This is a genomic window from Streptomyces sp. CB01201 (assembly GCF_002803085.1).
In the GTDB taxonomy this organism is placed as follows: Bacteria; Actinomycetota; Actinomycetes; order Streptomycetales; family Streptomycetaceae; genus Streptomyces; species Streptomyces hundungensis.
Genome location: NZ_NNBJ01000024.1, coordinates 46,134 through 60,174 on the forward strand (window position 1 = coordinate 46,134; position 14,041 = coordinate 60,174).

Annotated in this window: 16 protein-coding genes and 1 pseudogene; 14 read left to right on the forward strand and 3 right to left on the reverse strand. The window is 66.8% G+C overall.

Going from position 1 to position 14,041, the window contains the following annotated elements:
* The first annotated feature begins 491 nt into the window (after positions 1 to 491).
* The 7 genes from CG740_RS34810 to ectA are packed head-to-tail and all read left to right on the forward strand — an operon-like array spanning position 492 to position 5,428.
* The gene (locus CG740_RS34810) at positions 492 to 1,808 is read left to right on the forward strand and encodes a type III PLP-dependent enzyme (protein ID WP_442802869.1); all 1,317 of its coding nucleotides are present in this window, start codon (positions 492 to 494) and stop codon (positions 1,806 to 1,808) included.
* Positions 1,805 to 2,260: a holo-ACP synthase gene (locus CG740_RS34815; RefSeq protein ID WP_199846663.1), complete on the forward strand. Its 456-nt coding sequence runs from the start codon at positions 1,805 to 1,807 to the stop codon at positions 2,258 to 2,260. Before CG740_RS34810 ends, CG740_RS34815 begins: the two co-directional genes overlap by 4 nt.
* Positions 2,257 to 2,700 carry a hotdog fold domain-containing protein gene (locus CG740_RS34820; protein WP_100579323.1) on the forward strand — a complete coding sequence of 148 codons (444 nt, stop codon included), beginning with the start codon at positions 2,257 to 2,259 and terminating at the stop codon, positions 2,698 to 2,700. Before CG740_RS34815 ends, CG740_RS34820 begins: the two co-directional genes overlap by 4 nt.
* Positions 2,700 to 4,202, forward strand: a complete 1,503-nt coding sequence (locus CG740_RS34825; protein ID WP_100579324.1) for a class I adenylate-forming enzyme family protein — start codon at positions 2,700 to 2,702, stop codon at positions 4,200 to 4,202. Before CG740_RS34820 ends, CG740_RS34825 begins: the two co-directional genes overlap by 1 nt.
* Positions 4,203 to 4,209: 7 nt before the next feature.
* Positions 4,210 to 4,473 carry an acyl carrier protein gene (locus CG740_RS34830; protein WP_100579325.1) on the forward strand — a complete coding sequence of 88 codons (264 nt, stop codon included), beginning with the start codon at positions 4,210 to 4,212 and terminating at the stop codon, positions 4,471 to 4,473.
* Positions 4,474 to 4,511: 38 nt separating this feature from the next.
* Positions 4,512 to 4,916: an ectoine synthase gene (locus CG740_RS34835; RefSeq protein WP_100579326.1), complete on the forward strand. Its 405-nt coding sequence runs from the start codon at positions 4,512 to 4,514 to the stop codon at positions 4,914 to 4,916.
* Positions 4,913 to 5,428, forward strand: a complete 516-nt coding sequence (gene ectA, locus CG740_RS34840; protein ID WP_100579327.1) for a diaminobutyrate acetyltransferase — start codon at positions 4,913 to 4,915, stop codon at positions 5,426 to 5,428. Before CG740_RS34835 ends, ectA begins: the two co-directional genes overlap by 4 nt.
* A gap of 55 nt (positions 5,429 to 5,483) precedes the next feature.
* On the opposite strand, the gene CG740_RS34845 is transcribed toward ectA, so the two are convergent.
* Positions 5,484 to 6,470, reverse strand: coding sequence for a GlxA family transcriptional regulator (locus CG740_RS34845; protein ID WP_100579328.1), 987 nt, complete (start codon positions 6,468 to 6,470; stop codon positions 5,484 to 5,486).
* Positions 6,471 to 6,542: 72 nt separating this feature from the next.
* On the opposite strand from CG740_RS34845, the gene CG740_RS34850 reads away from it, so the two are divergent.
* Both CG740_RS34850 and CG740_RS41270 read left to right on the forward strand, forming a co-directional pair.
* Complete coding sequence (locus tag CG740_RS34850; protein ID WP_442802870.1) at positions 6,543 to 7,880, forward strand: MFS transporter; 1,338 nt, start codon at positions 6,543 to 6,545, stop codon at positions 7,878 to 7,880.
* Between the two features lie 334 nt (positions 7,881 to 8,214).
* Entirely contained in the window at positions 8,215 to 8,559 is a 345-nt protein-coding gene (locus CG740_RS41270; RefSeq protein WP_234376663.1) for a site-specific integrase, read from the forward strand.
* A gap of 80 nt (positions 8,560 to 8,639) precedes the next feature.
* Here CG740_RS41270 and CG740_RS34860 read toward each other — a convergent pair whose 3' ends face one another.
* Complete coding sequence (locus tag CG740_RS34860; protein ID WP_324901193.1) at positions 8,640 to 9,488, reverse strand: helix-turn-helix domain-containing protein; 849 nt, start codon at positions 9,486 to 9,488, stop codon at positions 8,640 to 8,642.
* A 127-nt stretch (positions 9,489 to 9,615) separates the two neighbouring features.
* On the opposite strand from CG740_RS34860, the gene CG740_RS34865 reads away from it, so the two are divergent.
* Positions 9,616 to 10,617 carry an alpha/beta fold hydrolase gene (locus CG740_RS34865; RefSeq protein WP_100579331.1) on the forward strand — a complete coding sequence of 334 codons (1,002 nt, stop codon included), beginning with the start codon at positions 9,616 to 9,618 and terminating at the stop codon, positions 10,615 to 10,617.
* 157 nt (positions 10,618 to 10,774) lie between these two features.
* Here CG740_RS34865 and CG740_RS34870 read toward each other — a convergent pair whose 3' ends face one another.
* Positions 10,775 to 11,236 (reverse strand): integrase, encoded by a 462-nt coding sequence (locus CG740_RS34870; RefSeq protein ID WP_234376657.1) that lies wholly within the window; start codon positions 11,234 to 11,236, stop codon positions 10,775 to 10,777.
* A 124-nt stretch (positions 11,237 to 11,360) separates the two neighbouring features.
* Between CG740_RS34870 and CG740_RS34875 the strand changes: the two genes are divergently transcribed.
* From CG740_RS34875 to CG740_RS34890, 4 genes and pseudogenes are all read left to right on the forward strand, one after another.
* Entirely contained in the window at positions 11,361 to 11,744 is a 384-nt protein-coding gene (locus tag CG740_RS34875) for a hypothetical protein (RefSeq protein ID WP_100579332.1), read from the forward strand.
* A gap of 97 nt (positions 11,745 to 11,841) precedes the next feature.
* Positions 11,842 to 12,974: pseudogene (locus CG740_RS41780) on the forward strand (IS630 family transposase).
* A complete protein-coding gene (locus tag CG740_RS34885; RefSeq protein WP_100579333.1) occupies positions 12,974 to 13,171 on the forward strand; it encodes a hypothetical protein in 198 nt (65 codons plus the stop codon). The pseudogene CG740_RS41780 and the gene CG740_RS34885 overlap by 1 nt, the downstream one beginning before the upstream one ends.
* Positions 13,172 to 13,219: 48 nt before the next feature.
* Positions 13,220 to 13,864, forward strand: coding sequence for an ATP-binding protein (locus tag CG740_RS34890; protein WP_100579334.1), 645 nt, complete (start codon positions 13,220 to 13,222; stop codon positions 13,862 to 13,864).
* Positions 13,865 to 14,041 lie beyond the last annotated feature (177 nt).

The following is a 14,041-nucleotide window of genomic DNA, read 5'->3' on the forward strand; positions in this document are numbered from 1 at the left end:
GTCTCTGAGAAGTGGGCAGCGCCGCGCGCCATCGAAGCGAGCCGATCGGCGAGCGCGTTGAACGGCCCCCCGGTTGGAGTGCGTCGCGCCTAGCACGCCGAACGTGGGCAGAGTCTCTTACCCGAGCCGGTGAACCGCATGCGCGGCTATAGGGGCCCCCTGCTCCCCTTCGCTGACCCAATGATCACTTTCGGCCATTGCTCGTCAACTCTGATGTTGATCTAGGTAGCGATGAAAACCACTAAATACGAAATACTTGGCATTGGGTGGCGCGAGAACTTTAGCAAGTGATCTGCGTCACATGTCAGGGTTGCGAGTCGTGCAGTTCGAGCCTCGGGGGTATCCGGCTTTCTCGCTCCTGCCGGCGCGGGGTGCACGCGGTAGTCGAATGCCTTGTTTCGGCCGTGACCACTCGCCCAGATTTGCTTGATCATCTACGGTTCTCGACATCGCCGGTAAACGTGTCAGTAAAGGTTCGACGTCAGTCGCGCATGGTTACTTACAAGGCAACCCGGGAGGATGACTTGCCGGAAGTCATGGCAGGGCCGCAAAAGATCAATGCCGCCGCAATTGCCGAACAGTTCGGCACTCCACTCTTTATGTACGACGCGCAGGTCATAACGGAGACCCTTCGCGAACTCGAGAATGTTCTGCCGCCGGGCATCGACGTGCTGTACTCGCTCAAAGCGAACCCCAACATCAGTATTTGCTCTCTCTTGAATCGTGCCGGCGCTGGCGCTGAGGTCTCCTCCGTAGCGGAACTCATGACAGCGATACGCGCCGGTGTGGCCCCAGCGGACATCATTTTCCTCGGGCCCGGGAAGACCTCTTCAGATCTGAATGCCTGTATCGACGCGGGCATTCACGCCGTCGTCTGCGAGTCGCTGTACGAGATGAGGCTTCTGGAGCAGGCCGCCGCCGCACGCAACGCTGACCCCGTCCCGGTATTGCTGAGGATCAACCCCGCTTTCCACAGCAAGGGGTCGGGTCTCGCGATGGGCGGAAAGCCCCGCCAATTCGGGATCGACGAGGAACAGGCCAGGGCTGCGCGTCCGTTGCTCGAAGAGCTCCCCCATATTGATGTACGCGGTTTCCACGCGTACATGGGGACGCGATTCCTGAACCACAAGGACGTAGTGTCCAATACTGTGCAGATTCTTTCCATGGCGGAGAGCGTCGCGGCGGACCTGGGGATCGATCTTTTCACCGTGGATTTCGGCGGTGGTCTGGGCGTAGCCTATTTCGACAACGAGCAAGACGTCGATGTCGCCGCGCTCGGAAAGGAGTTGGCCGAGCCTGTCGCCTCGTTCCGCGCCCGGCACCCCGACTGCCGACTCATCATGGAACTCGGCCGTTATCTCACTGCTCGCGCCGGCACCTACGTGACAAGGGTGCTGTACGTTAAGGAGTCATTGGGGGAGAATTTCGTCGTAGCCGACGGGGGTACGAACCATCATATGGCTGCGGTCGGCATCGGCAGCTTCGTCAAGCGGAACTTCCCCGTGCGCCACCTCGGACAGCCGGACGCTCCCGCCGACCACGTCTACACAGTGACCGGGCCGCTATGCACTCCCAACGACACCGTGGTCAAACGGGCATCGCTGCCGGAGGTGCGCCCCGGCGACCTGCTCGGAATCGAACGCTCAGGCGCCTACGGCCCCACCGCTTCCCCTGGGCTGTTTCTCAGCCACGGCTACCCCGCTGAAGTCGTGGTGCACCAGGGCCGGGCCATCCTCGTTCGTGAGCGCGATACCCCCGAGGACCTTCTGGCGCGCCAGCACCTGGCCGACTTCGACTCCGCCCAATGATCGCACGGCCGCGGCTGATGGGCGTGGGGTTGGATGTCCTGGACCGTAGCGAACTTGATCGCTTGTTTGAGCGGCACTGGTTCATGCGCTACTGCTACGCGCCTGAGGAACTCGCGCGGTCCCAGCGCCTGACCGGCGAGCGCCGGCGGGAGTACCTCTGTGGGCGATTCGCCGCCAAGGAAGCCGTCCTCAAGGCACTTGGACGCGGCCTGTTCCAGGGCATCGCGCCGCACGACATCGTCGTCGACCGCGCCCCCGACGGTGCTCCGCTTGTCGAACTGCGCGCAGCGGCAGCCGGAGCCGCCCCCTCGGTCACGGTCACGGTGTCGATCACACACAAGGGTGATGTGGTCGCCGCCGTTGCGCTGGCAACCTGCCACGCACCCAAGGACGGCACCGAGAAGACCGGCGGACACCCCGACAGGAACCTCGACGGAAGCAGGACTCCATGACACACGCCACCGATACAGAACCGCTCACGGCTACCCTGCGCGTCAGGATCGGCCAAGAAGACGCCCACTACGGCGGTCACCTCGTCGACGGAGCCCGCGTCCTGCGCTTGTTCGGAGACCTCGTTACCGAGATCACCATCCGGAGCGACGGAGACGAAGGACTCCTCAGTGAGTACGCCGACATCCGCTTCACGGCGCCTGTGCACCCCGGTGACTACATCGAGGCCAGCGCCCGCGTCACCCGCAGCACCAAGCTGCGCCGGTTCGTCGAGCTGACAGCCGTGAAGGTCATCGCCGCCGGCGGCGAAAGCCCGAGCGCCGCGCGAGTCCTGCCCGAACCAATCCCCGTCTGCACCGCTCACGCCACCACCGTCGTACCCAAACCCTCCACGCGCGCTTCGGCGAAGAAGCTCGTTCCTACCCTGGCAGGAGGCCGCTGATGCCCCCATCCGAAGTACTGCATTCCCTGCTCGACGAAGCTGCGGCAGCCCACCCGGAGCAACTCGCCCTGAGCACCACCAAGGACTCCTGGACGTACGGCGACCTGGCCGCTGCCAGTATCGGCGCCGCCCACCAGCTGCGGGCCGCGGGCGTGCGCAGGGGCGACCGTGTAGTGATCACTACACCCGACCCGGCCGCGGTGGCGATCGCCCTGCACGCTGCCTCCCGGGCCGGCGCACTGTTCAGCGTGCTGCACGACCAGGTCCGCGACCATCCGCTAGAACATGTGCTGACCGACTGCGAACCCACGGTGATGGTTACCGACGATCCCGGCGCCGCCGCCACCGCCGAAGTTCACGGCGTAAGGGTTCTGGATCCGGCAGCCCTGCGCCGGGCCGCGCCCACCAGCGAGCCGCTGCCCGAACCGCTCCCCGTGGACGGCGCCTGTCTCATCTACACCTCAGGCACCACATCGCTGCCCAAAGCGGTCGTCAGCACCCACCAGCAGATGCTGTTCGCCGCCCGAGCCATCCAGAGCATGCTCGGCTACCGAGCCGACGACGTCATCTACTGCCCGATGCCGCTCTCCTTCGACTACGGGCTCTACCAGCTGTTCCTCTCCTTCCTCGCCGGAGCCCGACTGCACATCGGCACTGTCGCCGAGGTCGGCCCCCCACTGCTGCGCAGCCTGGAGAGCAGCGGTGCCACAGTCCTCGCCTCGGTGCCCTCCGTCACCGACCGGCTGGCCTGGCTGGTGCGCCGCGCCCGCAGCACTCCCCCGCTGCGCCTGCTGACCAACACAGGCGCGGCCCTGGACCCGGGCACCGTCACCGCCCTTCGGGCAGCGATTCCCACGCTCAGCGTCCAGCTCATGTACGGGCTGACGGAGTGCAAGCGGACCACGATCATGCCCCCCGACGGGGACCTGGATCGGCCCGGTTCCTCCGGGCTAGCCCTACCCGGCACGGAAGTTTTCGTCGTCGATGACGACGGGACCCGGTTGCCCCCTGGCGAGGTCGGCGAGTTCGTGGTGCGCGGCCCGAACGTCATGGCCGGCTACTGGCGCAGGCCCGAGCAGACCGCCGAACGGTTTCCCCGCACCGGAGGGCTTTTCCCCGAACTGCGCACAGGCGACTACGGCTGGCTCGACGAGGACGGCTACCTCTACTTCAGCGGCCGCCGTGACGACCTCTACAAAGAACGCGGCTTCCGAGTCAGTGCCACCGAGGTCGAGAGCGCCGCCCGCCGCGTGGACGGTGTGATCGCCGCCGCTGTGCTCGCTCCGGGGCCCCGTACCGCCAACAAGGCTGTCCTGGCCGTGGTCACCGACCTGGCACCGCCCGACGTACTGGACAACATGCGCGGACTCATTGAGGACTACAAGATCCCGCAGCGCTGCATTCCCGTTGAAGCGCTGCCCACCAACAACAACGGCAAGGTCGACCGGCACGCGCTCGCCGACCTGATCAACAGCCCCGCACTGGCGACCCGGAAGGGATGACCACCCCATGAACCGCACCGATGTGACCACCGCCCTGGAGACCGCCCTCACCACTGTGTTGGACCGCCCCGTGACCGGACTGGAAGGCGAAACCCGGCTCTTCGACGACCTGCACCTCGACTCCACCACGATGCTGGAGATGCTGATGGAACTGGAGGACTCCCTCGGCCTGGAGGTCGACCCCGAGGAACTCGAAGCCGAAGACTTCGAAACCGTCGACACCTTCACCGCCTTCGCCCTTGCTCAGCTCTCCAACACCCAGGCCGCCTGAGCCGCACCCAAAACACTTCCACGAGAGGAAGAACTGACATGATCGTCCGTTCCTTCAAGGACATCGAGGGCACCGACCGCCACGTTCACGCATCCACCGGCACCTGGGAGAGCAAGCGCATCGTGCTCGCCAAGGAAGGCGTCGGATTCTCCCTGCACGAGACCACCGTGTACGCGGGCACCGAGACGTCCATGTGGTATGCCAACCACATCGAAGCCGTGCTGTGCACGGAGGGCGAGACCGAACTCACCAACGACGAGACCGGCGAGACACACCTCATCACGCCCGGCACCATGTATCTCCTGGACGGGCACGAGAAGCACACCCTGCGCCCCAAGGTCGACTCGAAGTTCGTATGCGTCTTCAACCCGCCCGTCACCGGCCGCGAGGACCACGACGCCAACGGTGTCTACCCCCTGCTCACCGAGGAGGCCAGCGCATGACCACCGCCACCACCACGCGGGTACGCCACCAGTTCCGCACCCCGCGGGTCGAGGACGCCCACACACTCTGGCAGATGGTCGACCAGAGCGATGCCCTGGACAACAACAGCCCCTACTACTACGCGCTGTGGTGCAGGGACTTCGCCGCGACATCCCTCGTGGCCACCGTCGAGGACGACATAGTCGCCTTCCTCACCGGCTACTTCCGCCCGGATGAACCCGACACCTATCTGGTGTGGCAGGAAGCCACCAAGCCCTGCCACGGCATCCCATTCCTCGGCGTAAAGCTCTTCGAACGAGCCGCCGACCGCGCCGTGGAGCAGGGCGCCCGCTTCATCGAGGCCACGGTCTCTGCCGACAACAAGGCCATCATCATGGTCCTGAAGAAGGTCGCGAAGCGCTACAGCGCTGACGTGCACACCCAAATCCTCTTCCCCAGCGATCTTTTCCCCGGCGAACACCACGACGAGGTGCTCTACCGGATCGGGCCCCTCGCCCCACTGACGCCCTGAGGGGCATTCCCGACAAGACCGCCCCTGTCCGGTGAGAACGCCGCGCGCGTATCGCTCAGTTCGTTCCTCGGAACGTGTTGCGGTACGCGCGCGGCGACACCCCGAGCTGCTCCCGGAAGTGCTGACGCATAGCTGTCCCGGTCCCGAAACCGGTCCCCGACGCGATCTGGTCCACAGGCTCATCGGTCCGTTCCAGGAGGCGCCGCGCGTGCTGCAACCGCTGCTCCATGATCCAGCGCATCGGTGTCGCTCCCGTCTCCAGCAGGAAGCGCCGGCTCAGTGTCCGCACACTCATCGACGCCTGCCGAGCCAGATCCTCCAACGACAGCGGCTCCCCCAGGTGACCGAGAGCGTAGGCGCGGGCGGCGGCTGTCGAACTGGTGCCGGGTTCGGGTACCGGCTGCTCGATGTACTGCGCCTGCCCGCCCTCCCGGTGCGGTGGCACGACGGTCCGCCGCGCGACGGTATTAGCCACCTCGGCCCCGTGGTCGCTCCGGATCATGTGCAGGCACAGATCGATGCCGGCGGCCACTCCCGCGGACGTGAGAACACCCCGATCATCCGTGTACAGCACATTGGGATCCACGTCCACCTCTGGGTACAAGGCCCGCAGCTCGTCGCACGACTTCCAATGCGTCGTCGCCCTCCGCCCCGCCAACACCCCGGCAGCCGCCAGCACGAACGACCCGGTACAGATCGAAGCCACCCGAGCCCCAGCCGGGATGCGGGCCAGCGCCCGGCGCACCGGTAGCGCCAACCGCCCCCGTTCCTGCGGCTCGTAATCCTCGGCGGCAGCCGGTACGAGCACCGTGTCAGCGTCCTCCAGCGCCCGCGGCCCATGGGCGACGTTCACCGTGAAGTCCGCGTCGGTGGTGAGCTCACCAGGCTCCGCCGCACAGGTCACCACCGAATACAGCGGCCGTCCGTCGGCTCCGACGGCCGTCCCGAATAAGCGGTGGACGATGCCCAGCTCCATCGGCAGCAGCCCCGGACGGACCAGGGTGACCACCCGATGCGGCGCTCGCTCACTTGCCTCAACCATGGCCAGATTCTTTCACTTTGCGACCAGCTGGCCAGTGGTCGGGAGTTGCCTCACCCACAAAGGATGGAACACATGGAACAAGCGACCACCCGACACCTCCAACCGCCTCAGAACCCTGCTGATCGCTCATCAGCGGATCCGCGGCCTGGCGCTACAGGTCGCCGGGCCTGGTGGGTGGCCGCCGTGGCGGCCCTCGCCATCGTCGTCGCCGGAGCCTTCTCCACAATGCCCGGCATCCTCCAGAACCCCCTTCAGCAGGAGTTCCACTGGTCGCGCGGCACCATCGGCGTCGCCTCCTCGGTGAACATGGTCCTGTACGGACTCACCGCCCCGTTCGCCGCAGCCCTCATGGACCGCTTCGGTATCCGCCGCGTGGTGGTTGCAGCCCTGACCACGGTCGCGGCCGGCTCTCTGCTCACCACGGTAATGAGCGCCTCCTGGCACTTCACCCTCTTCTGGGGGCTCCTGATCGGACTCGGCACCGGCTCCATGGCCATGGCATTCGGAGCCACCGTCACCAACCGCTGGTTCACCACCCGGCGGGGACTGGTCACCGGCATCCTCTCCTCGGGCAGCGTCTTCGGGCAGATGGTGTTCCTGCCCGCCCTCTCATGGACCATCGACCACTACAACTGGCGCCCCGCCTTGGTCACCCTCGCGCTCGCCGCGCTGGCCGTAGCCCCTCTCGTATGGCTGATCCTGCGCGACCACCCCGCCGACATCGGCCAAAGCCCCTACGGAAGCGATAAGTTCGTCCCCAAGCCGCCACCTGTCACGGGCGCCGCCCGTCGCACTCTCGTCGTGCTCCGCGACTCCGTACGCACCACGCCCTTCTGGCTGCTCGCCAGCGCCTTCGCGATCTGCGGGGCAACCACCAACGGGATCATGTGGACGCACTTCACCCCGGCAGCCCACGACCACGGCATGGCCGTCACCACCGCGTCGACCCTGCTCGCCCTCATCGGCATCTTCAACGTCGTGGGCACGGTCGCCTCCGGCTGGCTCACCGACCGCATGGACGCCCGCCGCCTGCTCGCCATCTACTTCACGCTGCGTGGCCTCCTCCTTGTACTGCTCCCCCTGATGATGGCCGCCACCGTCAACCCGGCCATGATGGTCTTCGTCGTCGCCTTCGGCCTTCTCGACCTTGCCACCGTGCCACCCGTCATCGCTCTGTGCCGAACCTTCTACGGTGACGACAGCGCCATCGTCTTCGGCTGGGTCAACGCGGCCCACCAGATCGGCGCCGCCCTGGCCGCCTTCCTCGGCGGCGTCGCACGCGACACCTTCGGCAGCTACGACATGGTCTGGCTGGCCCTCGGCGCCACCTGCGCCGGCGCCGCACTTGTCTCCCTCCTCATCCGCACAACCCCCGCCACCCCGGTCCACGAGACGCAACCATCCCAGTAGCCTCGCCACCCCTCACGCATGTTGTCCGGGACGCTCAAGCGCCCCGGACAACATGGTCTTCACCCACATCTGAGGCCCGGAGCAGAGCCTGGATATCAAGCCGGACGCCGTCTGCACCGCTGCCCGGGATGGGTGGCTTGGCAACCTCTGCCCGGATGGAACGGTTTCGATCGAGGCAGACGTTCATGTGCAGCGCGAAGCCGCCGTACATCTCCTTATCTGGACACCTTTGAGTGATGCCTGAACCAGCGCCGTGGCGATCGAGGTGCGGGATTCGTTGAGCCGTCTGAGCGCAGGGTTGGGGAGGCCGGTGGGTCGACGGCGATGGCGAGCTGTGGTCGCGGCGGCCTGCCGGTTCCTGGATCATCTGATTGACCGGGGGTTCTCGCCGCACACGATCTGCGCGTACGCGTACGACCTGCGGCGCCTGTTCACCTTTCTTCACTGCACCAAGCAAGCCGACACGCCGACGGTCGGGGCTGGCGCCTTGGACGACCTCTACTGCGACAGCGGTACTACGACGCGCGGAAAGGGCTCAGGGGCACGAACGCTCCCTTCGCCCCGCCACTGCCTCCGCCGAAGCCCGGTGTGCAGCCCGAGCCAGCTCAGGCAACGCCCTGTCATGCGGATGAGCTTGTATTGGCAGTGTGTGTTGGGGTTCGTGCCTTCAACTCCGTAGCTGACGGAACGTGAGGCCCCTTGACCTGACACTCACCTGAGACTCGGATCTTTCGGCAGACCGGTCACTCATGGTGCCGGTCAGGCCGCGCCGCCGAGTGTCGGCCAGGCCCTGTCGTCGGCGGCCAGCCATGGCTCGTTCGCAGCGGCGGTGGGGGTTGTGCCGGTGAACGCCCGGACGTCGTGGTGGAGGTGGGACTGGTCGGCATAGCCGCCATCCGCTGCCACCCGCGCGGGGGTGTTCCCGCGGACCAGGCCGTGGATGGCGTGATCGAATCGGACCAGCATGGCGGCACGTTTGGGTGTCAGGCCGATCTGCGAGCCGAAGCGTGACCACATGCGCTGGCGGCTCCACCCGGTCCGGGCCGCGAGATCGCTCACGCGGGCTCGGCCGTGGCTGGCGACGATCTGGCGCCAGGCCCAGGCCACCTCGGGATCGACCGGCCTGCCTGCACGGAGCCGGGTAAGCAGTTCTGTGTCGATCAGCGCGAAGCGCTCCGGCCAGGTTCGCGCATGGTGAAGCCGCTCCCGCAGGCGCGGCGTGTCGCGGCCCCACAGCTCGTCGAGCGCGATGATGCTCCCGCTCAACTCCGCGAGCGGGAGCCCGAGCACGGGGTGCGCGACAAGCGGAGACAGGCGCATCTGCACACACTCGACGCCCTCGGCGCGCACCTGGAACGCGCTGAAGGCGAGCCCGGCGGCCAGGCTCTCCGACCGCAATTGGCCGGACGCGCCGTAGATGTCGAATGGGCGGTCGCCGAACTCGACGGCCACGGTGACGGCCGGGTGGGGGATGGCTCGTAGTTCGATCGGGCTGTCGCCGCGAATGCGGAATCCGGCCATGTCGACACCGGGCAGCGCGGCTGCCCGCGATGCTCGCGCGATCTCCCAGTCAGCGGTGGAATCTGCCTTCCAGTGAACTGGTAGCACGTCTCGACTGTACGAGCGGCTCGACGGTGGGGTCAACCAACGTGCGAGGCACGGACATTTCTCCAAGACGCGCCGCGTTGGCTACCGGCAGGGTGAGGGCACCACCGACCGAACCGACGGAGGAGCCATGGACGAGACGACCACCCCGCAAGGCCAACACGCCCACAGCCGCGCAGACTTGGCGCCGAGCACCCCGCGCGGATGGCGGGCGTGGAGTCGACGGCGGCGGATCACGCTGCTGACCGTCGGCGTGCTCGCCATCCTCCTCGCGTGGAACACGGTGTCCGTGCGCACGGGGACAACCGAAGCCTCCGGCGCGCAGATCGTGCGCCTTCCCGGCGGGGACATCCACGTCGTGCAGAGCGGGCCGACCGACGCACCCACGGTGGTGCTCCTGCACGGCCTGGCTGGCTCGACGGCATGGTGGGACCCGGTGCTGCCGGCCATGCGCGACCTGCACGTGGTGCGGGTGGACCTGCTCGGGCACGGCACATCGGCTAAACCGGCCGATGGCTACGGCATCCCGGAGCAGGCACGCCGGGCCGGGGCCGTACTCGACAAGCTCGGGGTGCGCCGCGCGACCGTCGTCGGGCATTCGACCGGCGGCGCCGTAGCCACGTCGCTGGCCGAACAGCGCCGCGACCTGGTGGCGGCGATCACGCTGATCGACACCGGCCCGCGGTTGGACGCGTTCCTCGGCGACAGCTTCGCCGGCCGCCTGCTGACCACGCCGGTGGTAGGGGAGTTGCTCTGGCGGCTGCGCACCGACGGCATGATCCGCGACGCGGCGAGCACCGCGTTCACCCGCAAGGTGCGGATCCCCGACCAGATGATCGCCGATGTCAAGGGCATGACCTACCGCAGCCTCACCGCGACCGAAGAGGCGTCCACCGCGTACCTGAAAGAACGGCCCATCCCCGACCGACTCGCCGGCCTCGAACTGCCCACCCTGGTGATCTTCGGCTCCCAGGACCGGCGATGGCAGCCGACCTCCGCCCAGGACTACCGCCGAGTCCCCCACGCCCGGATCGAGATCCTCGACGGCGTCGGCCACACACCCATGTTCGAAGCCCCCGACACCACAGGAGCCCTCCTGCATGGCTTCGCCGTGGAAACCGCGCCACGCTGACCCGGCATCACCACTCATCTACCGCAGCCGCCGCGCCCGGCGCAGCCCGACATCAACGGCAACGCCCTCTCGTACCGCATCGTGCGCGTTTGCTAACGGCATCACCTGGATCGCCACCGCTGCCGGCGCGGTGGCGATGCCAGTTGTCATCAGAGGGTCACGACCCTGGGGGCCGGAGACCCGGCATGCCGAGGTTGACCGGTGCGATGCGAGCCAGCCGCTGGCTTTCTTGGCGTTTTTGACGGAGGAAGGACAGGGTGAGGTCGATGCCTTCGATCTCACCGCACCACCCCTCTGCTTCGGCTCGGGCCCGGCGGGCCAGAAGGTCGACTTCGATCTCGTCGAGGCGGAGCAGCATCTTCGGGTTAATGTTGATCATGGGACATCTCAGACAGGAGTGCTCATGCTGGCAAGGTGTCGAGTAGGGGCGGGCGCATCCTCCCAACTCGACTTTTCGCTGGTCGAAGTGCTCCTCGAAGCCGAGCCATTCGGGTTCGGTGACCGGCCGGTACTCGTCTGTTGGCCTGGCTTGGCGGCGCCGGTCGAGAAATCCCTGATAGTGCCGGACGACGTCCTCGTTGAAGACGGCGACGTAACCACGAGTCGTTTGAAGATTCAAATGTCCGAGTAGAGCTGCTCCGATGTGGATCGGGAGCCCGCTGTTCACTAGTGCCGCATCAGGCAACGTTCGCCTCGGTCTTGCCGGTCGCGTGCGGATCGCAGGAGGCACGTAATCTCGCGGGATGCACTCGCATCTGAGCTTCGAGAACCCTCCCGCGTTGCCTCACGAGGTGGTGGTTGAGGCGTTGGAGCGGGCCTTGTGTGACCGCTCTGCAGAGGGCGAGGCGGCGAGCGTCCTGGTCGGGAGCGCGTTGAACGACGACGATCGGGAGTTCGTCGAGAACTGGTGCACGGAGGTCGGAACGCGGGCTGTGCCGGGTAGTCGTCTGCTCGGGCTGGCGGGCCTGTGCCTGGGGCATACGGCTCGACGCTTCGGGCGTCTCGGCGATGAAGCCCTGGCGCTGGCGGAGGCGCTGGCGGTGCGGGCGGAGGCGGATCCGTCGGATGTGGACGGTCGGGCTCTGGATGGCTTTGACGACATCCGGAGCTTCCTGCATCTGTGGTGAGGCTGGTCGCTGCGGCGGGGGTTGGGCAGCGTTTGCTCGCTCGTGGCGAGTCGCCCGGTTACGGTGATCGGTAGCTCCGGGTGGTCAGAATGATCACGTGGCTGAACGCGTGCGGGTCCGTGAGATCGATGATGACGAGGGGCGGCGGCTGCTGCGGATCATCCGCCGGGGCACCGGGTCGGTGGTGACCTGGCGGCGGGCCCAGATGGTGCTGCTGTCGGCACAGAGCATGGCCGTGGCGAAGATCGCGGAGGTGACGTTCACCAGCGCGGACCGGGTCCGCGACGTGATCCACAACTTCAACGCCGACGGCTTCGACTCGCTCTACCCGAAGTACGGGGGCGGGCGACCGAAGACGTTCACGCTGCCCGAACGCCGCGAGATCAAGAAGTCGCCAAGTCCATGCCGGTCGAACACGGCCTGCCGTTCTCGACCTGGAGCCTGGCCAAGCTGGCCGACTTCCTGGTCGCCGAGGGGGTGGTCGACGACATCAGCCACGAGGGCCTGCGCATCCGGCTCCGCGAGGAAGGCGTCACCTTTCAACGCGTGAAGACTTGGAAGACCTCCCGTGACCCCGACTACGCCGCCAAGAAGGCGCGTGTCGAGCACCTTTACGCGATCGCCGACGGCGAGGTCATACCTGAGGAAGACGAACCCGAAGTCGTCTTCTGCATGGACGAGTTCGGGCCGCTCAACCTCCAACCCCACCCCGGCCGGCAGTGGGCTGAACGCGGCGGCCGGCACAAGGACCGCGACCGCGATCCCAGGCCCCGAAGACGGGCGACCTACACCCGGCCGCACGGGGTCCGTCACCTGTCCGCCGCCTACGACCTCGCCAAAGACCAGCTCTACGGCCACATTAAGAAGACCAAGAACCGGTCCAAATTCCTGGAGTTCTGCCGCTACCTGCGCTCGCTGCACCCGGTGGACGTCCGCATCGCGATCGTCTGTGACAACTACTCCCCGCACCTGACCACGAAGCGGTGCCAGCGGGTCGGGACGTGGGCGACGGCGAACAACGTGGAGATCGCCTACACCCCGACCAACAGCTCTTGGCTCAACCGGATCGAGGCCCAGTTCACCGCCCTGCGCTACTTCGCCCTCGACGGCACCGACCACCCCTCCCACAAAGCCCAGGGCAGCATGATCCGCCGCTACATCATCTGGCGGAACAGACACGCCGCCGACGAACGACTATGCGAAGTGATCACCAGGGCGAACGTTGCCTGATGCGGCACCTCACCACGAGCGAGTACGCACCGCGCCTGCGGTCCCGGCTCGCCCGTGAACAGCAGCTCGCCCGGGACGCCGTCGAACGCGGCTGGCCCCGCGAGGTCGAACGACACAACGCCATCGCCGACCGAATCAGCGGCCTCCTCGAAGATCTCGGCGAGAGCACCGAGCCCGGCCCTGACGATCACTGCTGAGCGGTTCGTGCCGGCAGCCTGAACGAGAGCCCGACGGATACTTGCCGGATGGATGGATCAAGGGCTTCTTGGGTCAACACCACGCACAATTGGGCCGGCATCGTGGACGCGGACCATCTCGGTCGGATCCGCCAGGGATCCGCAGAGTTCGCGCCAGGCGGGCCAGATCACCTTGTTCTTGAGATCGTTGCTTACGCCGCTGACGAGGCAAGGAGCCGGGGCGGCGGACGGTGTGAGGTCACGCTGCATACCGACGGCTCGGTGTCGGTGAAGGATGACGGACGGGGCACCGACACTAGGGTCGACGAGCATGGCCAAGTGGTGAAGAAGCCGGTCATGGCCACGAAGGATCTTCGGTTCTTCGACCTCCCGGAGGCGGAGCGACTTCCGGACGGACATCCGCGTCGCGGCATGTCCGTCGTCGCAGCGCTCAGCGAGTGGCTGATTCATACCAACCGCCGTCTCAACGGATCCTGGAGCCAACGCTATGAGCACGGCGTCCCGGTGACCGATCTGCAGCCCGTCGAAGCCGACGGAACCACGGGGACCTGCGTCCGCTTCCTGCCGGACAAAGCGCTGCGTTCGCATTGGTCGTTGACCGCGGGCGATCTGGCCCGGTGGTCCGAGCACTGGCCCGACCTGACTGCCCGCCTCGACGATCAGCGCGACCGCGAGGACCGGTCAAGTCGGTGACCACGAGGCGCCGCGACCGGGCTGCACCGCAGAGAGCGGCCCGGCCGACTCCCGACCTGCGGTCCTGGTGCTCGGCCTCGGTGGCATGGAGGCGGCAGGAGTCGGAGCCAGTCTCGATCAGTGTGCATTCGAAGTTGAGCCAGTCCCGCGCACGGAATTCGTCCAGATAAGGATTTC